This is a genomic window from Synechococcus sp. PCC 6312 (assembly GCF_000316685.1).
Taxonomy (GTDB): domain Bacteria; phylum Cyanobacteriota; class Cyanobacteriia; order Thermosynechococcales; family Thermosynechococcaceae; genus Pseudocalidococcus.
The window spans coordinates 1,575,631-1,595,899 of record NC_019680.1 but is presented as its reverse complement, the minus strand read 5'-3'; the positions used below and the strand labels follow the sequence as shown (position 1 = coordinate 1,595,899).

Genomic DNA, 20,269 nt, shown 5'->3' with positions numbered 1-20,269 from the left:
AAAATATCAGGATTTCTCAAAGATTTAATCCCTAGTGACGGCCCAACTCCCAATTCCGCCACCTTGATCAAGAAAGACTTTGCTGAGAAAATTGACGATTGTCTGAAGGCTTGGCCTATATCTCTTTGAATTCTAAAAACTTGCGAAAATGTCACCTGAGCTTGTAAAACTCCGGGAAGAGATGACTAAAATATAGGAATTGCAAATTACAATGGGCTGCTATTCATGCTTGTCTGCCCTCACTGCCACCAGTTTAATGCCGAGACAAACAAGTTCTGCTTATACTGTGGCACTCCCCTTGTTCCCCCCGCCCCTGTCGAGAATGAATTAAGCTCACCGACTTCTGAATCTGCGGCAAAATCAAGTTCTCAGCAACTCGGAGCCAAAGGTACTGCCGAACTGGCCTGGTCAGAACTCGGAGAAATGACTTGGACTCCAGATTTATTAACCGCTGCCAATTCCAGGCCTGGAGATCAGCCACCCTCTCCCGCTAATCTGCCACCCAACCCGACTGAAGCGGACTCTCCCCAGACTGAAACCCCTGTCTCATTACCTGTTGCTGAAGCCTATCCCGGTGATGATGAACTGACCCTCATTCCCGATGCCATTGACATCCAGGAGATCAGCCGAGACCTACTCACGAATTTTGGCAGCCAGTCTGAGCCAATTTCTGCCGTAGTCGTCTATCCCTGTGATTCTGACTCTCCCTGGTTGGCCTGTGAGAGGAGGCCTGATTTGCCCCCAGTGCTAGAGCAAGATACCGAACGCCAAGAAGGGGCCATCTTTTTAGACGAGGAGAACCGCTACCGTTGCCTCACGTCTTTTAGCCTAGATACAACCTCTGGCCGTGTGGAAGATACTCAACCCAGCCGCCCAACTAGAGTTTTGGAGTTCAGCCAAACCTTAATTCAACAGGCTGATCAGTTTGATTTAACTCAGCCTCAGGAGATGTTGACTCAACTCCAGGCCCGCCCCGATGCCCCCACCCCTATCGTGATCAGCTACCTGAGTTTACGGTTGTTATTCTCTGAGTTTGTCCCCCGCCTCCAGGATGCTTGGGTTGGTTATGGGACAGGCCAGCCGGGGATCCATGAGCCGCGTCAATTCGTGGTTTTGCAGGATCGGAGTCAATGTCCCAGTTTATGGCAGGCCTGGCAGGATCCAGAATTGGATAACGGGCAACTTCTGGCCTGGATGGAGGAAATGATTGACCTCTGGCCCAATCTGGAGGCCTGGGGCTGTGCGGCCAGTCTTTTAGATGAAGATAACCTTTGTATTTACGGTGAAGGGATTTTAGCCGTCCGGTATCTCGACTTTTCCCCCCTCCCTGATCCATCGCCGCAAGGCCTGATCGCGCTTTGGCAGTCTTTACTATCCCAGGCCCCTGCCAGCCGTCAACAGGCCTTTCAACCTCTTTTTGTCATGCTCCAAACCCAGCCTCAGCAAACATTGGCTGACATCCAGGCCTTAATTGAGCAACTGTGGGAAACACTCCAATCGGATCTGATCAACCTCGGTAATAGCCAAGACTTTGACTTGAAAAACGTTGTCGCCAGCCTAGATGCCCATTGGCAACAGGATCTCAACTCAACCCCAGCCCAAGCAATTACAGAGGATTCCCCAACTGCGGTCTTACCCAAGCAATTAGTCCAGTTAGATACCGTTGGTTTGACGGATACCGGGCGGCAACGACATCACAATGAAGACTTTTTCCTGATTGATCATCGGCAACACTATTGCGGGACATCCATTGGGCAAAAACTCCAGGCCCGTGGGCTTTATGTCCTCTGTGATGGGATGGGTGGCCATGCCCAAGGGGAAGTTGCCAGTTCCTTAGCCGCCAGCACAGTATTTAATTTTTTCCAAGAGCATTGGCTAGAGGGTGAGCCACTCCCAGAAGATGAGGTGATTCGCCAGGCCATTTTTGCCGCTAATCAAGCTATTTTCAATCACAACGAGGATCAGCGCACCATTGGGAGTGGGCGAATGGGCACCACCCTCGTCCTTGCGTTGGTTCATAATCAGGCGGTTTGTTTAGCCCATGTGGGGGATAGTCGGGCCTATCGGTTTACCCGGCGGCATGGCCTGGAACAGCTATCGGTCGATCATGAAGTGGGTCAGCGGGACATCAAGCGCGGTGTGGAACCGGAAATTGCCTATGCCCGTCCCGATGCCTACCAACTCACCCAGGCCTTGGGCCCCCGTGGCAATGACTATCTCAACCCCGACATTTTGACCCTAGAGGTTACGGATGATACGGTGTTTCTCCTCTGCTCCGATGGCTTAACCGATAACGACTGTCTTGAGTCTCACATTGAAAGCCATGTTGCTCCGCTCTTGAGTTTTGATAGCAGCTTAAGCAAAGGGGTTCGGACGTTAATCAATTTGGGTAATGAGCATAATGGTCACGATAACTTAACAGTGATTGCGATTCGGATGAAGTTGCGTTCAGAATTAGATCAGATTTTTTAAGGAACTCCGGCGCACATTGATGTTCCGACCAGTTCTGAAGTCTGATGCTGGGTTGGTGCATCATCAAACATTTCAGCTTCTTGTTCTCCTAAATTGTGATGAAAAACTGTGGTTACACTGAGTTTGCTTGATCCCTGGAAGCGCACCCCTGTCAAACGTTGGCGATTTCCCGCTAAACCAACTATCCGCATCGGCCGAGCGGCTGATAATGACATTATTTTGAATGATATTTTGATTGCCCGTTACCATGCGGAGGTGGCTTGCTATACGGATCCAGAAAACTTGGGGCGGTGGTATGTCAAAAATGTCGGCCCCACTGGGACATTTCTAGACGGCAAATTAGTCAGTGATGGCCCCCTGGGCAATGGTAGCCTCCTACAACTTGGCCCAACTGGCCCGATCCTGCAATTTGAAGTCCTCAGTCGCCGCAATGCTCCTTCTACCTTGGCCACCTGTCAGCACATCGGGAATATGCCAGGAAATCTTTTTTGTATCCACTGCGGGCAGCCCCTAAATGTCCAGCGGACGATCCGCAATTATCAGGTTCTTCGCCTCTTGGGCCATGGGGGAATGGGAACCACTTATCTGGTCTGCCAAGAAACGGACTATCGCCCCAATCAACTGCCGCAGGTTTGGGTTCTCAAAGAATTGCGCTCGGATGTTGAGGCAGAAGACAAAGTTCAGGAGCTTTTTGAACGGGAAGCTCGTATCCTCCAGGGACTTTGTCATGCCGGAATTCCTAAGTTTCATGATTATTTCATTGAGGATGGTAAAAAATATTTAGTCATGGAACTCATTCATGGCCTGGATTTAGACCGTTGGGTGATTCGCAATGGCCCCGTAGAACCCGCCCAGGCCATTCAATGGATGTTACAAACCTGTGGCGTTCTAGATTATCTCCACAACCAAGATCCCCAGGTGATTCACCGGGATCTCAAACCCAGTAATTTACTCGTGCGCTCCAGTGATAATCAAGTGGTGTTGATTGACTTTGGGGCAGTTAAGGAAGTTGGTCATTCCCCAGGGACACGAATTGCGGTGGAGGGGTATTCGGCTCCCGAACAAATGCTGGGGCATCCAGTTGTTCAGTCGGATTTATATGCGGTTGGGGCAACTCTGGCCTTTTTGCTACTGGGGGACAGTCCCATTCGGTTTTATCGCCATGAGATGGGAGTTTATCGCCTGAATATTTTGGATCAACCCTCAGTGCCCGAAAATCTAAAGCTCGTGATCCAACGGGCCACCGAACCCCAAGTGAGTAACCGCTATCAAAGTGCGATTGAATTGGCGCGGGCCTTGAAAGGTTGCCAGGAGAACGCTTAATCCAGGCCCAGATGAAGTTCTCGGCCCTGGATGCTGCTCACATTCGCATTGGGAGAGATGGACAAAGATAATATTGGTTAAACCAGGGAGCGGGGCCGAGGTTTGGATAGGATAAGATTGTGGGAAAGAAATTAACCCCAAGACTCCCCGGCTGGCTGGTCAATCATCCACCTTAGCGCGGGCCTGGGTTTGTTCAAAAAGGTGAGAGCAGGGATGTCAGTTGGATAGGAGCGCAGGTGGGGTGAGTCAGCCGCAAAGCCAAGGAGTCTCTGGGCCATTATCCCTGGCCACACTGTATTGCCCGACCTGTAATCGGGAAAATCTGGAGGCCTTTGCCCATTGCCATGCTTGTCAGACTCCCCTGCCAAAGCGATATTTACGGGTGATTTGGCCAGACGATCGTGCCCCCTTAGAACCGGGTAGTTATTTGGCAGGGCGATTTCTAGTGCGCGGGCCGGATTTAGTCCTCGATACCCAACCTGGAGACCCGCCCCCCTATACAGACAGTCACCTGGCTCTGATCGAACCCTATCTGAAACTGTTTGCTTGGCGACTGCATATCCCTCAAGTGTTTGGGCTATTAACGCAGCCGGAACCGGTGTTACTCCTGGAACTCGGCCCCTGGGGAAAAGTGGACATTACGGCTGACCTGCCCATTTTGCAACTGCCCCAAACCCTGACCGGACTCACTAGTGCTGTCCCCCTCCGCCAGGCCTGGACAAAAGCAGGATTATTCCGGCAGTTAAATTGGCTCTGGCAGCTGGGGCAATTGTGGCCAGTCTTAACCCAGGCCGGAGTCAGTGCTACTTTATTTGAGCCGGAGTATTTACGGGTTGAAGGGGCCATTCTGCGGCTTGTCCAGTTAACGTTAAATCCAAGTTCAGAAACAGCCCCAGAACTCGGGCAACTCCTCCAGGCCTGGTCGGAGTGGTTTCCCGTTCAGGCGGTGGCGACCCAAGCAAGATGGACAACTCTGCGGGAAAATTTACCCCAAGCGGCTGACCTGGCCTCGACCTATTTCCAAACGCAGATCCAGGCCTGGATCACAGAAGTGGCTGAGGATTATACCTTTACCTTTGATTTAGCCACCCAAACGGACAAAGGCCCCCGCCGCAAGCGCAATGAAGATAATTGTTACCCGCCATCGGAGACATTTTTGGTGGCTGAGTCCGAAGTTCTCACTCTGGTTTGTGATGGTGTCGGTGGCCATGCGGGGGGTGATGTGGCTTCGGGCCTGGGAATTCAAGCTTTCACCGCAGCCCTCCCAGAATTGAGGCATACTCTCATCAGCGGTGGCGATATCCAGACCACCCTAGAGACTGTGATTCACCGTGCCAATGATTTAATTGCCGTCCAAAATGATGCTGAAGAACGCCAAGACCGGCAACGGATGGGAACAACCCTTGTCGCGGCCCTGGCCCAGCAAGCGCAACTGTATTTAGCCCATGTGGGGGATAGTCGGGCCTATTGGATTACTCGCTATGGCTGCTATCAAGTCACCCTGGATGACGATGTTGCCTCTCGCGAAGTGCGCTTAGGTTTGAGTCCCTATCGAGTCGCCCTGAATCACCCCTATGCAGGCTCTTTAATCCAGGCCTTGGGGGTAGCTCCCTCCGCCCACTTACGGCCGACCATTAGCCCCCTGATTGTGGATGAAGATAGCCTATTGTTGCTTTGCTCCGATGGCCTGAGCGATTTAGACCGGGTTGAGCAGTATTGGCCAACGTTATTATTGCCCCTTTTAACAGATGCCAACAGCCCAACCGATTTACGCCAGGCCTGTCAAGCTTTAGTCGAGCTAGCCAATAGCCGCAATGGCCACGATAATGTCACCGTTGCCCTAATCCGTTTCCGAGTGCAACCCCCTGAACACACCCCACCAGAACCCAACTATGTGCAGATTTTCTATCCCTCACCAGAAGAGTTAGGCAGTGATGTCTTGCTGTTAGAGGAGAACTTTGAACCAGAACAAATTCTTCCAGATTCCCTGCCCCCGGCCCCAGAAAATCTCCGCCTATCTTGGTTGAGGGTGGCCGTGATGGTATTGGTGATTACGATGCTGGCGGTGGGAGGCTGGGCCTGGTACCAAGGCTACTGGCTATTTTCTCCTCATCAGTCTGACCCCTCATCCCCCCCGACCACCAATTCCGGCTATTAACCCATCCCTAAGGCCAAGGTATTTTCTTCTGCTGCCCTGGGCTGCCTTTGGGCCTGAATGATAGAGCTTTGAACTTGAATGATGGAGCTTTGAACTTGAATGATGGAGCTTTGAACTCGAATGGTGGAGCTTTGAACTTGAATCGTGGAGCTTTGAACTTGAATCGTGGAGCTTTGAACTTGAATCGTGGAGCTTTGAACTTGAATCGTGGAGCTTTGAACTTGAATCGTGGAGCTTTGAACTTGAATCGTGGAGCTTTGAACTTGAATCGTGGAGCTTTGAACTTGAATCGTGGAGCTTTGGGCTAGAAGGTGAGACTCGCTCGGAGAACAGGGGGATTGCACTCATCGTTGACCAGTAGCTTGAGGTGGCTGGGGGTGAGCGGGTGAACCTGGCCTGGCTATACTAGGGAAGCTGAGAGTTAGGAATGAATTCATGTCAGTGATTCGGGAGCTACATCGCCAACTTATCCAGAAAGAACGCTCCGCCACTGAAATTACCCAAGATTACCTCAACCGGATCAGCGAACTTGAACCCAAAATCCACAGTTACTTGACCATTACGGCTGACCAGGCCCTCGCCCAAGCTAAAGCGATAGACACGAAAATTGCCGCGGGAGAAGACATTAGTCTGTTGGCCGGTATTCCTTTGGGTATTAAAGATAATCTCTGTACCCAAGGGGTGAGAACAACCTGTGCCTCTAAGATTCTGGCTAATTTTATCCCTCCCTACGAATCAACTGTGACCCAGAAATTAAACCAGGCCGGAGCGATCCTGCTCGGAAAAACCAACCTGGATGAGTTTGCCATGGGCAGTTCTACGGAAAATTCGGCCTTTCAAGTCACGGCAAATCCCTGGGATCTGGCCTGTGTACCGGGGGGATCATCGGGGGGATCGGCAGCGGCCGTGGCGGCTCAGGAATGTGTGGCGGCCTTGGGTTCCGATACCGGGGGTTCCATTCGTCAACCAGCCTCTTTTTGTGGGATTGTCGGCCTAAAACCAACCTATGGGCGGGTGTCTCGCTTTGGATTAGTGGCCTATGCCTCCTCCTTGGATCAAATTGGCCCCTTGGCTCTAACCGTGGCAGATGCTGCTATTCTGTTGACTGCGATTGCCGGTTATGATGCCCAGGATGCCACCAGTTTGCGGGTCGAGGTGCCTGATTATGGTCAGTTTGTGGATCACGGTAACAAGAAGAAACCCCTGAAAGGCAAACGAATTGGGCTAATTTCGGAAACAATGGGGGCCGGATTGCAGCCGGAAGTTTCGACAGCGATTGCAGCAGCAGTAAACGTTTTGGAGGGCCTGGGGGCCACAGTTCAAGAAATTTCCTGCCCACGTTTTGCCTATGGCTTACCAACCTATTACATCATTGCCCCATCAGAAGCCTCGGCCAATTTAGCCCGCTATGATGGGGTGAATTTTGGCTACCGGGCTGATGCAGAAAGTTTATTGGAGATGTACACCAAGACGCGGGCGGAAGGTTTTGGCAGTGAAGTCAAACGGCGGATTATGATTGGCACCTATGCCCTCTCGGCTGGCTACTATGATGCCTATTATTTGAAAGCTCAAAAAGTCCGCACCCTCATTAAAGAAGATTTTGCCAATGCCTTTGCGGCGGTTGATGTGCTCATTTCACCGACTGCGCCGACAACTGCCTTCCAGGCCGGGGAGAAAACTGCCGATCCCCTGAGTATGTACTTATCTGACTTAATGACCATTCCTGTTAACTTAGCCGGATTGCCAGGATTAAGCTTACCCTGTGGGTTTGATCAAAAAGGTCGCCCCATTGGTTTGCAGTTAATTGGCAATGTTTTACGAGAAGATCAGATTTTTCAAGTCGCCTCTGCCTATGAGCAAGCCACTGATTGGCACAAACAACAGCCCACTCTTTAATGTTTCAGGACAGACCTAACTGACCCGCTCAATCACACCTTGATCAAATACTTGCCCGTCTGTGCCAACGGTACGAATGATGAGTTGATTGGCCCACACATCTAGGCTGGCAAAACTGAGGCGGCTGGCACTATATGCTGTCCACCCAGATCGATCCACGGGACGAATTCCGGCCCCGGCCCCCACAGTTAGATAGGTTGTGCCTTTAATCGGGTTACTCCGTTCATAGTTATGCTCATGGCCGTTGATATAAAGCTGGACTCGATATTTTTCAAAAAGAGGTGTGAATTGCTCAACCATGGCTGGATTGGTGCCATAAATGCCTGAGGAGTAGATGGGATGATGACCGAAGACCACTTTCCAGGCCGCGGTGCTCTTGCTGAGTTGCTCTTTTAGCCAGGCCAATTGGGCATCCCAGTGATTTCCGCCATTGGTATCTAAGGCAAAAAACTGGACGGGGCCTTGGGTGAAGGTATAGTAACGCCCGCTCATATTAAAGCCAGGATAGTGAATTTGGTCTTCGCCATTGTGGGTGCGAATGTCGTGATTTCCTAGACAGGCGTAGAACTTGACCCCGGACTCCAACAGACCTTGATAGGGTTTTTCAAAGACCGCGCCAATTTTTTCAATTTCCCCATCGTTGTAAATGTTATCTCCGGCTAGAGCAACCAAAGAAAAGGGATGACGTTTGTACCAGGCCTGCATCGCATTGGCCACAGCATATTGCCCCTCGGCCCCCGTCCCCGTATCGGCCACAGCGACAAACCGCAACAGGGGAACTTGAGGACTATTGGCGACTACGGCTCTTTGTTTTTGCATCCAGGCCCAGGTCGGCCCCAAGGCTAATCCGACTCCAAAGGCTAAAAAATCGCGACGTTTTAATTGCATGAATATCTCGGTACAGGTCTAACCTTGCAGTTTAATCCCGATGACTTGGGTATGTTGGCCTCTGGCCTGGGTGATATGGGTGCGGTTATTTAGTCCAACTCCTAAAATGACTTTATGAGACGCGACTCCATCTTTTATCAACTCTTTCAACAATTTCCCTCTAGCCTCTTTGACTTGCTGCCCACGGCTCCCCCCCAGGCCTCGGATTATCATTTTGAATCCATCACCGTCAAAGAAACGGCTTTTCAACTGGATGGGGTCTTTCTGCCACCAGAGTCAGGGAATCCAAGAGTTGTTTACTTTTGTGAGGTGCAGTTTCAAAAAGACGAACAATTTTACGAACGATTTTTTAGTGAAATTTTTATTTACCTTTACCGTTTTCGTCAAACCTTGGCTAATTGGCAAGCTGTTGTCATTTATCCCAATCGTCAAACGGAGCAAACAAACTGCACCCTCTACGCACTTCTCCTCAATAGCCCTCAAATCCATCGAATTTATTTAGATGAACTTGAATCAAGTGAAACCACTTCTCTCCCTGTTCAACTAATTCAACTCACGGTGATTCAGTCCACAGAGGCAAAAGAATTAGCTCAAAGTATTGTCAGACAAGCGAAAGCAGAGCCACCGGAAACACAACAAGCCATAATAGACCTAGCGACAACCATCATTGCGTATAAATTTACCCATCTGACTCGGCAGGAGGTGGAAGAGATGCTCGGATTTACAACCAGTGAACTCAAAAACAGCCGCTTTTATCAGGAGATCACGGCTGAAGCTCTAGAGCAAGGACGAGAAGAAGGGGAACTGATTGGCCAGCAGCGGGGGCGGCAAGAAGGAGAACAACTTTTAGTTTTGCGGCTATTATCTCAACGGTTTGGCGCACTTCCCCCAGGCCTGGAGGCTGAGATTAAATCCTTATCCTTGGATGATTTAGAGGAATTAGCCCTAGCAATTTTTGAATTTCAAAAAATGGATGATATTGGGGCCTGGTTGCAGCGTCACTGAATCTGGAGGGTGATTATTGACTCTAACCGCTTGAGTTTTGGATCAGACCTGAAGCAACTAATCCTGTAGTTTAATCCCGATGACTTGGGTATGTTGACCCCTGGCCTGGGTGACTCCGATGGTGCGTTGAGAAGCTTCAATCATCGGGCGACGCAAACTAACAACAATAAACTGGGCCTGTTGGGCTTGCTGCTGAATCATTCTGGAAAGGCGTTCGACATTGGCTCCATCCAAAAACATATCCACTTCATCAAAGGCATAGAAGGGCGAGGGGCGATACCGTTGCAGGGCAAAGATAAAACTCAGGGCGGTTAAGGATTTTTCTCCCCCAGACATAGATGCCAGCCGTTGGACGGGTTTGCCTTTGGGATGCGCGACAAGATTTAGGCCTCCAGCAAAGGGATCCTGGGCATTTTCCAGTTGTAAGTAACCATCCCCATCAGAGAGGGTAGCAAAAATGGCCTGGAAGTTGATATTAACGGCATCAAATGCTTCTTGAAAGGCCTGGTGGCGGAGGGTGGTAAAGTTCTCAATTCGCAATAATACTTCCGTGCGTTCCGAATCTAAAACCCCAAGTTTTTGACTAAGTTCATCGAGGCGGGTTTGGGTATGCTCGTATTCTTCAATCGCCCGCATATTGACCGGCTCCATCGCTCGTAGGCGTTTTTCTAGATTTAAAATTTGCTCTTGCAGTTGGGGCAGAGTCAGATCGGCGGGAATTTCGGGGAGTTCGGGGGGCAGTTCTGGTGGGGTTTGCTCGGTTAAAGATTTGAGTTCAGTCTGTTTTTGGGCCTGGGTTTCCGTCAAGTTTTGCAGTTGCCATTGAAGGGATTGTTGCTGCGTCTGGGCCTGGCGGAGTTGATATTCCTGTTGGTCTCGTTGTTGTTTAATTTCGCCCATTTGGGTTTCCAGGCCCCGGATCTGTTTTTCTAACTCATTCACTTGAGCCAAAACTTGACTGATTTCAGTTTCAGATTGAGTCGCTTGTTGCAGGGCCTGGGTTTGTTGCTGTTGGAGCGTGGCAATCCGGGTTTGATGTTGCTGAATTTGGGTTTCTTGGCGTTGATAGTGATAAATTAAATCCTGCTTTTGGCGCTCCAGGCCCCGTAAGGTTGCATCTTGAGTTTGCCAGGCCTGTTCTTTTTGTTGGACTTGGTCTTGCAGGGTTTGCCATTCATTATGGGTTTGGGATTCTTCCAGTTTGGCTAAGGTTTCGCGGAGTTGGCTTAAACGGGTTTCTTGTTGGGGTAAATCGGTGGTGAGTTGGTGGAATTTTGCTAAAGTTACGCTGAGTTCTGATTGATTTTGACTGAGTTGGGTTTGAATTTGTTGCTGTTGCCGGGTCAGGGCCTGGGCAGAGGTTTTCAGTTGATTTTGTTGTTGATCTAAATCCCGCAGTTGTTCTCGTTTTTCTGTCAGGTCTTGGATTTTTTTTTGTAGTTTTACCTGTTGACTACTAATGTCGGTTTCAATCCGTCCCAAAAGACGATCAATTTCCGCTAGACGATGCCGTAATTCCCGCACCTCATTGGATTCTTGGGCTTCACTTTTGCCAAAATGCAAACTCGATTGTTGCGATCTGCTTCCCCCCGACATGGCCCCACTGGTTTCTAACAGTTCTCCATCCAAGGTGACGATTCGATGTTGACCAATATATCTGCGGGCAGTGGCTAAATCTTCAAACACCAAGGTCTGACCAAACACATAGGCAAAAATTGGCAAGAGGCGGCGTTCAAACTCAATTAAATTCAGGGCATAATCCACCAGGCCTGGCAGGTTTAAATTGGGTAAATTCCGGGGGGATTGCATTTTAGTCAGGGGTAAAAATGTCGCCCGACCGCCCCGTTCCCGTTTGAGAATTTCAATCCCCGCCGCCGCCACAGAATCATCCTCCACGACAATTTGCCCTAAGCGCCCACCCGCTGCAATTTCTAAGGCCAGTTGATAGGCCGTTTCGACCCGCCCCAGTTGTGCCACAGTCCCAATTACTCCAGGCAGTTGAGCTTGCAGAATTAAGCGCGTGGCCTGAGTCCCTTGGGTTTCTTGGATCGCCAGTTGTTGGGCTTCTAGTTTGTCCAGTTGCCGTTGTTTGTCCCGTTGTTCCCGGTGCAGACGGTCGCGGGTTTGTTGATTCAGGTGCAGTTGTTCTTGGAGTTGGGCAATCTGTTGGGCCAGGCGTTGAATTTCGGCCTGTTCCGGGGCTAGAAGAGTGTCGGCGGTGGCCATTTCATCTTCCACAATCGCCAGTTCAGATTCAATTTCTGCTAGGGCCTGGGTTTGCTCGGAAATTTGCCGTTCCAGTTGGCTTTGGCGTTCTTGGAGCCGGGATTGTTCGAGGCGTTGAGGTTCTAATTGGGTTGCAAGTTGGTTGATTTCCTGGCGGATTTGGGTATGTTCTTGCATCCAGGCCTGGGCGGCAGCATTCAGGGTTTTGGCTTGGTTGCGACTGGCTTCGAGTTCTTGCAGGGCAATTTGACAGGCCTGGTGTTGGGGTTGAATTTGTTCAGTTTCTAACTGTTGTTGCTGTTTTTTGAGAGTTTCGAGTTGAGTTTGTTCTGTTGCCAAGGTAATTTGTAAGTTCCGCAGTTCCTCGGCCTGGTGCAGTTGAGTTTGTTTGAGTTCCGTTTGTTGCCGTTCTAATTGCCGTTGTTCCGCTTGTTTTTGAGCCAGTTGGGTTTGGAGTTTAATCAGTTCATCTTCCCCGAGAGCTTTGACTTGCCGATTCAGGGTTTCTAGGGTCTTTGTATCGGTGTTAATTTGAGTTGTTAATTGCTCCAGTTGGGTTTGTAGCTGGGTCTGGGATTTTTCGCCCTCCTTAATTTGGGTTTGCAGTTGTTTGATTTGCCGCTGTACCGTTGCCCAGGCCAAGACTCGACTCCATTCCTGTTTGGTTTCTAACTCTTGCCGTAAGACTTTATATTTTTCCGCCTGAACCCGATCCCGTTGCAGCCGATCTCGTTGTTGAATTAACTCTTGCTCGACAATCCGAAACCGTTCTTCCCGTTCTTTTACCGTGTCGAGCTTTTCCTTGGCCTGGTTAATTTTCCGGTCAAAATCCGCCACTCCCGCCAACTCATCAATAATTTCCCGCCGTTGCTTACTATTCATCGAAATAATGCCGGTGACATCCCCTTGCAGCACGACGTTATAGCCCTGGGGGTAAATTCGCAGTTGTTGGAGTTGATTGTGGAGTTCATTCAGGGTACAGGCCTGGTCATTGAGTAAATAAGTCGAGGTATAAGTCCCCTGTTTCGTGACGCGCAATTTTCGGGTAACCTGCCATTCCAAGGTTTGCGGGTGTGCGGATGATTCGGTGGGTGGTGCGGGACTATCTTCCGTGGAGAGCGTGGCCTGGGGAATTTCGTGGGGTTCTAGGGCAAAGGTGACGACGACTCTGGTTTCGACCACGCTTTGATTGCGCCGGGTTTGACTGTGATTGACCAGATCCGGTAATCGTTCGGCCCGCATTCCCTTGGAACCCGCCAGGCCCAGGGCAAATAATAAAGCATCGAGTAAATTGGATTTCCCCGATCCATTGGGGCCTGAAACCACCGTAAAACCAGGCAGTAAAGGGATTGCCGTTGTCCCCCCAAAGGATTTGAAATTAGTGAGTTCCAGTTGCTTGACGTACACGGCAGTCTATGGGTTCTTAACTCAGATTATGGATACTCTAGCATTGACATCCCCAGCCTTAGACCGCGACCACAAAATCCACTGTCATAGGGGAGAAAAAGCTCAATTCAATATCTCAACCCAAGTGCCCCTAAATCACCGTATCGTCAGGGATTACCGCATTTTTAAGAACTACTACGATCCCACTGCGAATATAAAACCCCACTTCTTCCCGATTCGACTCTTCAACCCGATCCTTATTGATAATTTTGACATTCCGGCCAATACAGGCGTTTTTATCCACAATGGCTCGCCGGATAATACTATTAGCCCCAATCCCAATCGGAACTTTATTTTGGTCATAGCTGACGTTTCGCTCTGATAGGGGTTGATAAAAGTCCGATCCCATAATCAAGGCATGGTCAATCACACAACCGGACTCCACCCGAGAGCGTACCCCTAAAACCGAGTGATGGACTTGACATTCTTTGAGGATGCAGCCCTCACTGATGATGGATTCAGTAATGTTGCAGGAGAGGAGTTTCGAGGGGGGTAAATAACGAGGCCGAGTGTAGATCGGGGCATTTTCGTCATAAAAACTAAACGGGGGCTGGGGCTGACGAGTCAGGGCCAAATTAGCATCATAGAAAGATTCAATTGTCCCAATATCTTCCCAGTAACCATCAAAGAGATAGGTTTGTACATTCCGATGCCGGGCCGCCGCTGGAATAATTTCCTTCCCAAAGTCTGTAGCATCGGGCATTTCTTTGAGGACATCAACCAAGACCTGCCGATTAAAGACATAAATCCCCATGGAGGCCATATAGGGCTTGCGCTGGGCCACATCCGGGCTTAAGCCAAACCGGGTCGTATCCACCGCCATGGACTTTAGGACATCCCCCTTAGGTTTTTCGGTAAAATCAATGACCTGCCCAGATTCCTTGACCTTAATTAAGCCAAACCCTTGGGCCGCCTGCTCATCCACAGGTAAAACTGAGAGAGTAATATCGGCATTGGTATCAATATGACGTTGGACAAACTGACGATAATCCATCCGATAAAGATGATCCCCTGAGAGAATCAAATATTGATCCACATCCCAATCTGAGAGGAGCCACAGGTATTGCCGGACTGCATCGGCTGTGCCTTGGAACCAATTCGGATTTTCTGGAGTTTGTTGGGCCGCTAAAACTTCAACGAAACCACCCGTAAGACTGGGAAACGTGTAGGTGCGGGCGATGTGGCGATTTAAGGAGGCGGAATTAAACTGAGTTAGGACATAGATGCTCGTCAATTCTGAATTGATGCAATTACTGACTGGAATATCAATGAGGCGATATTTACCGGCTAAAGGCACTGCTGGTTTGGCCCGCCGTTTTGTCAGGGGATATAAGCGTGTGCCTGCTCCACCACCGAGAATAATCGCCAAGACTCTCTTCATTGCAGTCTCCCGTGATTTGTGTCGAGCCGACTAATGGTTTTGATTAATTCAGCCCACGTCCAGTTTAAGCTGGCCTAGGCCCCGCGCTCTAGTCTATTCACAACCCCATCCGGATAATCTTGCTCCTGCCTTACCCGAAGTGGTTGACTTGATGGGTTTGATGGGTATTGGCTCGAGTATGGGTAATTTCAGGCTCCAGATTCAATAGCTGTTCTCATAGCTTTTAAGCCGTAAGGGATATGGTCTGCCAATGATTTTATAAATTAATTTAGCTATGGGTCGAGGCTTCCATCCAACTCAAGCCTATGAGCGTTAATAAATAAAGATCCTCATTGAGCCTGACCAATGAGCTACCTCCAAAGTCACCCACAAATGTCATTGGCTTGGATAAGAGAGGATTGGATATTTACCAGAAACGTTGAAAGCCGCAATAAAACTTTACATTTCAAGAGACAAGTAGCTTCGGCTGCCAATCAAAGCTCCAGTGGATAACCGAGCAATGCCGACTTAGTTCAAGTTGTAAATAGCGCAATTTATCTAATAATGTACGACCATAGTAAATAGGAAGCTCTATCAACTCTAAGATTAAATATGCAATCAGAATCATATAAATTTGTGTAGTTACACCGTTCAAACTCTTCGTGATTAATCGTTCTAAAGATAAGTGCATCTTCTGCGAACGTTGGCGTTAGCCTGTCGGAGGTGTAGCTTTGCTCTATAAAAATTTCCATAAATTTTCAATCGCTCAACGATATCAATACAGTTCACTAATCTCTTCATCACTCATATCTTAAAGATTAGTTACCAAAGGAAACTCTACACCACTGTTAATATCACAAAGTCGAATCATTCGATAGCGGTCGTGGTCTAGTTCTGTCTTCATATTTTTTTTAATTCGCACTAAAAATAGGTGTTGTAATTGGCTCAATTCATCGATAAATTTCCAGTCAGCAAACCCTCTATCCATTAAAGCAGCTGCATTTTTCGGGATCATTGTCAGAATTTCCTCGGTAGATTTGGCATCATTTTCTTGACCAAAGTTAATCATGCATTCACTTGTAACATTCTGAGTCAGATTAAATCCATTAATCAGCTTCACTTGATGATATCCTTGCGACCAAAAGAGCTTACTAGTTAAGGTAATGACTGTTGAATCAATGGGAAATAGCATCAGCTTAGAGGTGGTATTTTTCCGTTTGACTTGCTGCATCAGTTGAACATAAAATCACCGAAATAAGCCATTTTCACGAGTTTTATTTGCTTTTGAAAAGATGGATATATCAATCTCAATTCCTGATTGATTTAAGCGATAAAATAAGGATCTCATGCTGGTTATACCTTGGTCTAAGACGTAGGTTAACCAGATTTTGAAAAGCAGTTACGAGTTAATAACTGGGTAATCGTGATCGCTGAGTTGCTTCAGAATTGATTTGACAATGCTTGAAAATGATGCCATGATACACTCACTATTTTTTTGTTTCTATAAGGGGAGAATACTTCATTTCTGCCCTTTTTTTTGCACTTCAAGCTAACTTTCAACACTTCTGTGAATGAGAGTATTCATAAATTCTTAACAACAGCCGTCCTACTCAACAATATCCAGGCCAGTTCACAGAAAAACAGCACCGTTTAGGTCAGGACTGCCATTATTTTATGACGTTTTGCTAATCCAAAGATAAAGAGTTAAGAAAAATCTCGATTAAGTCAGTATGCCAAGTGGAAGATAGGTATAGATATAGCCTTACTCCGGCCCCCTTATTGAATCGCGACACTAGGAGAGAAATATGTTTGCTACTCCTGCCCAAGCACAAAAGTTTCTCAGTGATCCATCCCAGGCCTTGGTCTTGCCCCTTAACCGTCTTTGTTTATCAGACTTGCCTTTAGTGGGTGGAAAAAATGCCTCCTTAGGGGAAATGCTCCAACAACTCACCCCACAGGGGATTAATGTTCCCGATGGCTTTGCAACTACTGCTTATGCTTATCGTACTTTTATTCTGGAGGGAGGCCTGGAGCCGAAACTGCGCGCCCTTTTGTCCGCTTTAGATGTAGAAAATGTCCCCCAACTGCGACAAATTGGCCAAGAACTCCGATCCTTAATTCTCGAAACACCTTTCCCAACATCTCTGCACACCGCGATTACCCAGGCCTATGGCGAAATGTGTCAACGCTATGGGCCAGATACAGATGTTGCTGTGCGATCGAGTGCCACCGCCGAAGATTTACCCGATGCCAGCTTTGCCGGACAACAGGAAACCTACTTAAATGTCCATGGTCTCACCGGAGTTCTCAAGGCCTGTCACAGTTGCTTTGCTTCCATTTTTACGGATCGAGCCATTTCCTATCGGCAAATTAAAGGCTTTGATCACCTTGATGTGGCCTTGTCTGTGGGTGTGCAAAAAATGGTGCGCTCCGATTTAGCTTCCTCAGGGGTAATGTTTTCCATTGACACGGAAACGGGCTTTAAGGATGCAGCCTTGATTACGGCAGCCTATGGCCTGGGTGAAAATGTCGTCCAAGGGGCCGTCAACCCCGATGAATATTTGGTCTTCAAACCCACCCTCAAAACAGGCTATCGACCGATCTTGGAAAAACGCCTCGGCAGTAAAGAAATCAAAATGGTCTATGACCTGGGTGGCTCCAAGTTAACCAAAAATGTCTCAGTTTGCCCTGAAGACCGGGCCCGATTTGCTCTGAGTGATGATGAAATTCTCCAACTCGGTCACTGGGCCTGTGCGATTGAGGATCACTATTCCCAACTCCGGGGCAGCTATACTCCCATGGACATTGAATGGGCGAAGGATGGCAATACAGGCGAACTTTTTATTGTCCAGGCCCGGCCCGAAACCGTCCAATCCCAAAAAGCCACCAATGTCTTGCGCTCCTACAAACTCCAAGAAACCGGAGAAGTCTTAGTCCACGGGCGGGCTGTGGGGGAAATGATTGGCCAAGGTCAAGCGCGGGTGATTATGGATGTCCGCCAGATCAATGAGTTCCAGGCCGGGGAAGTGTTAGTCACCAACCGCACGGATCCAGACTGGGAACCAATCATGAAAAAAGCCAGCGCGATTGTTACTAATCAGGGGGGCCGGACATGCTTTACAGGCGACACCAAGATTTTAACCAATCAAGGGTTTATGAGCCTCAGCCAAGTCTATGACCGGGGCAGTGATGGACTCTTAACACTCTCCTTTAATCCGCAAACCCAAGGGATCGAGTGGAAGCCGATTATTGACACCATGAAGCGGCCAAACCAGGTGATCGGGGTGAGTGTCTCGCAAACTGGCAAAATGACCCACAATACCTTGCGGTTGACTCCAGATCACAAAATGATCAACCTACGCAATGGTGAATTCGTTAAGACCGAAATCCAAGAAATGCTGGCCAATCAAGAAATGGTGGTGGTGGCCCAGACGATTCCCCAGTTAGCCGAACACTCTGAGCAAGCGGCGGATTTAGCCTACTTCCTAGGCGGCATTATTACGGATGGTTCAATCTATACCACTCGGACTCACGGGGAAGTTCAATTCATCCAGAAAGATGTTCCCGAAAAAGCTGCGTTTATTACCACGATGCAAGCTAAAGCCGAGAAACTCTTTGGGAAGTCTTTCACGCCCTATGAGAAAAAAGCATCCACCGGCATGATTCGGGGCGAAACAGTCACGGGCCAGGCCACGGCTTATCGTCTGTATTCCAAATCCATTGCCTATCAGGTAAAAGAACTGGAAGAAAATATTGTTCCGATGCTGCTCCAGAGTTCTCCAGAGGTGGCCTATCAGTTTTTGGCCGGTGTGATTGACGGTGACGGCTGTTATGCCAATAATCGGATCAATATCTATGCCTCTGAGGAAAATCTTCTCCAAGCGATCATAGTTGCCTGCATGAAGATTAATACTGTTCCTCAAGTCACCCAGAATCGCCAAATTTATAATGTCCAGATTGTTGAAAAGCTGCCGGAAATTCTCAGCTATACCCAACGGGTCAAAGGAGAAGTAACTGCCCGCACGATTCAAACTCGCTTTTTTGCAGCTCGTCAACTGTTTGATGAAACAGCTATGGGCCAAGTTAAATTGCGCCGGGATCAGAACTATTTAATTTCCGAGCAACTCCTAGAACAGATGGACGAATTTGAGTCTCTGCGGCAAGGTGATATTCGGATGCAACGGGTTGTGCAAGTGGAGAATTTACAACCGGCCGAAGTGTTTAACATTACAGTCGCAGATCATCACAATTACGTTGTCTTTACCGAGAAATACACTCCGGTACTGGTTTGTAACTGCCATGCTGCGATCATTGCTCGGGAAATGGGAATTCCGGCCATTGTCGGCTGTGGGGATGCAACGACTAAATTACAAACCGGACAAGCGGTGACGATCTCCTGTGCGGAAGGGGAAATGGGCAAAGTCTATGCAGGACTCCTCAACTTCTTAATTGATGAGGTGGCCCTAAAAAATCTGCCCCGAACCCGGACTCAAATTTTGATGAATGTCGGTAATCCGGAAGAAGCCTTTGGTTTGGCTGCCATTCCCAATGATGGCGTGGGTTTAGCCCGGTTAGAGTTTATTATTGCCAATCACATCCAGGCCCATCCCTTAGCCCTATTGCATTTTGAACAGTTGGAAGACTACCAGGTAAAAGCCGAAATTGCCGCATTGACGGCCCAGTATCCCCATAAACCGGACTTCTTTGTGGATAAGCTAGCTCACGGCATTGGCACGATTGCGGCGGCCTTTTACCCCAAACCTGTGGTGGTGCGGATGTCCGACTTCAAGAGCAACGAATATGCCAACTTGCTTGGTGGGCGACAGTTTGAACCGCAAGAGGAAAACCCGATGATTGGCTGGCGGGGTGCGTCTCGCTATTATGACCCTCTATACGCGGCGGGTTTTGCCCTCGAATGCCAGGCCATGAAACGGGTACGGGACGAAATGGGTCTAACCAACGTCATCCTGATGATTCCCTTCTGTCGGACACCCGCCGAGGGGCAACGGGTTTTAGAGGAGATGGCAAAACATGGCTTAAACCGGGGTGAAAATGGCCTGGAAGTCTATGTCATGTGCGAGTTACCCAGTAATGTTGTCTTGGCAGATCAGTTCTCGCAAGTCTTTGATGGCTTCTCCATTGGCTCTAACGATTTGACTCAGCTAACGCTGGGCCTGGATCGGGATTCTGGGTTAGTTGCTCACCTCTTTGATGAGCGCAATGATGCCGTGCTGCGGATGGTGGCCCAGGCCATTCAAACCGCTAAGAAACATCAGCGCAAAATTGGTATCTGTGGCCAGGCCCCAAGTGACTATCCTGAGTTTGCTCAATTCTTAGTCGAACAAGGGATTGACTCGATTAGCTTGAACCCGGATTCTGTCCTGAAAACTCTGCTCAGTATTGCGGAAACAGAAGCGCAGCTTGACAATCGTAATTTCTAAATTGACCAAGTAAACCATAGCCCCAGGCCTGGAATTTTGAGGTCATCGGTCAGG

General features: G+C 48.8%; 11 protein-coding genes. 6 read left to right on the top strand and 5 right to left on the bottom strand.

Translation table 11 applies throughout. The features are described from left to right. Positions 1-225: 225 nt before the first annotated feature. The 3 genes from SYN6312_RS18265 (at position 226) to SYN6312_RS07735 (ending at position 5,953) form a co-directional block, all read left to right on the top strand. Positions 226-2,472 (top strand): serine/threonine phosphatase, encoded by a 2,247-nt coding sequence (locus tag SYN6312_RS18265; protein ID WP_015124309.1) that lies wholly within the window; start codon positions 226-228, stop codon positions 2,470-2,472. A gap of 108 nt (positions 2,473-2,580) precedes the next feature. Next, positions 2,581-3,795 (top strand): FHA domain-containing serine/threonine-protein kinase, encoded by a 1,215-nt coding sequence (locus SYN6312_RS07740; RefSeq protein ID WP_015124308.1) that lies wholly within the window; start codon positions 2,581-2,583, stop codon positions 3,793-3,795. Positions 3,796-4,036: 241 nt separating this feature from the next. Next, positions 4,037-5,953, top strand: coding sequence for a protein phosphatase 2C domain-containing protein (locus tag SYN6312_RS07735; RefSeq protein ID WP_015124307.1), 1,917 nt, complete (start codon positions 4,037-4,039; stop codon positions 5,951-5,953). Here the strand turns inward: SYN6312_RS07735 and SYN6312_RS19755 are convergent. After that, complete coding sequence (locus SYN6312_RS19755) at positions 5,950-6,297, bottom strand: hypothetical protein (RefSeq protein WP_015124306.1); 348 nt, start codon at positions 6,295-6,297, stop codon at positions 5,950-5,952. The two genes, SYN6312_RS07735 and SYN6312_RS19755, sit on opposite strands and share 4 nt — an antisense overlap. Positions 6,298-6,388: 91 nt before the next feature. Here SYN6312_RS19755 and gatA point away from each other — a divergent pair, with 91 nt between their 5' ends. Further along, on the top strand, positions 6,389-7,849 hold the full coding sequence (gatA, locus tag SYN6312_RS07725) for an Asp-tRNA(Asn)/Glu-tRNA(Gln) amidotransferase subunit GatA (protein WP_015124305.1): 1,461 nt from the start codon (positions 6,389-6,391) through the stop codon (positions 7,847-7,849). Positions 7,850-7,864: 15 nt separating this feature from the next. Here gatA and SYN6312_RS07720 read toward each other — a convergent pair whose 3' ends face one another. Then, on the bottom strand, positions 7,865-8,737 hold the full coding sequence (locus SYN6312_RS07720) for a metallophosphoesterase (protein WP_015124304.1): 873 nt from the start codon (positions 8,735-8,737) through the stop codon (positions 7,865-7,867). Positions 8,738-8,851: 114 nt separating this feature from the next. Here SYN6312_RS07720 and SYN6312_RS07715 point away from each other — a divergent pair, with 114 nt between their 5' ends. Beyond that, the gene (locus SYN6312_RS07715) at positions 8,852-9,742 is read left to right on the top strand and encodes an Rpn family recombination-promoting nuclease/putative transposase (RefSeq protein ID WP_015124303.1); all 891 of its coding nucleotides are present in this window, start codon (positions 8,852-8,854) and stop codon (positions 9,740-9,742) included. A gap of 57 nt (positions 9,743-9,799) precedes the next feature. Here SYN6312_RS07715 and smc read toward each other — a convergent pair whose 3' ends face one another. The 3 genes from smc to SYN6312_RS20955 form a co-directional block, all read right to left on the bottom strand. Next, positions 9,800-13,375: a chromosome segregation protein SMC gene (smc, locus tag SYN6312_RS07710; protein ID WP_015124302.1), complete on the bottom strand. Its 3,576-nt coding sequence runs from the start codon at positions 13,373-13,375 to the stop codon at positions 9,800-9,802. Between the two features lie 130 nt (positions 13,376-13,505). Continuing rightward, positions 13,506-14,795, bottom strand: coding sequence for a glucose-1-phosphate adenylyltransferase (locus SYN6312_RS07705; RefSeq protein WP_015124301.1), 1,290 nt, complete (start codon positions 14,793-14,795; stop codon positions 13,506-13,508). A 790-nt stretch (positions 14,796-15,585) separates the two neighbouring features. After that, positions 15,586-16,005: a transposase gene (locus tag SYN6312_RS20955; protein ID WP_051020979.1), complete on the bottom strand. Its 420-nt coding sequence runs from the start codon at positions 16,003-16,005 to the stop codon at positions 15,586-15,588. Between the two features lie 574 nt (positions 16,006-16,579). On the opposite strand from SYN6312_RS20955, the gene ppsA reads away from it, so the two are divergent. Next, the gene (ppsA, locus tag SYN6312_RS07695) at positions 16,580-20,215 is read left to right on the top strand and encodes a phosphoenolpyruvate synthase (RefSeq protein WP_015124300.1); all 3,636 of its coding nucleotides are present in this window, start codon (positions 16,580-16,582) and stop codon (positions 20,213-20,215) included. Positions 20,216-20,269 lie beyond the last annotated feature (54 nt).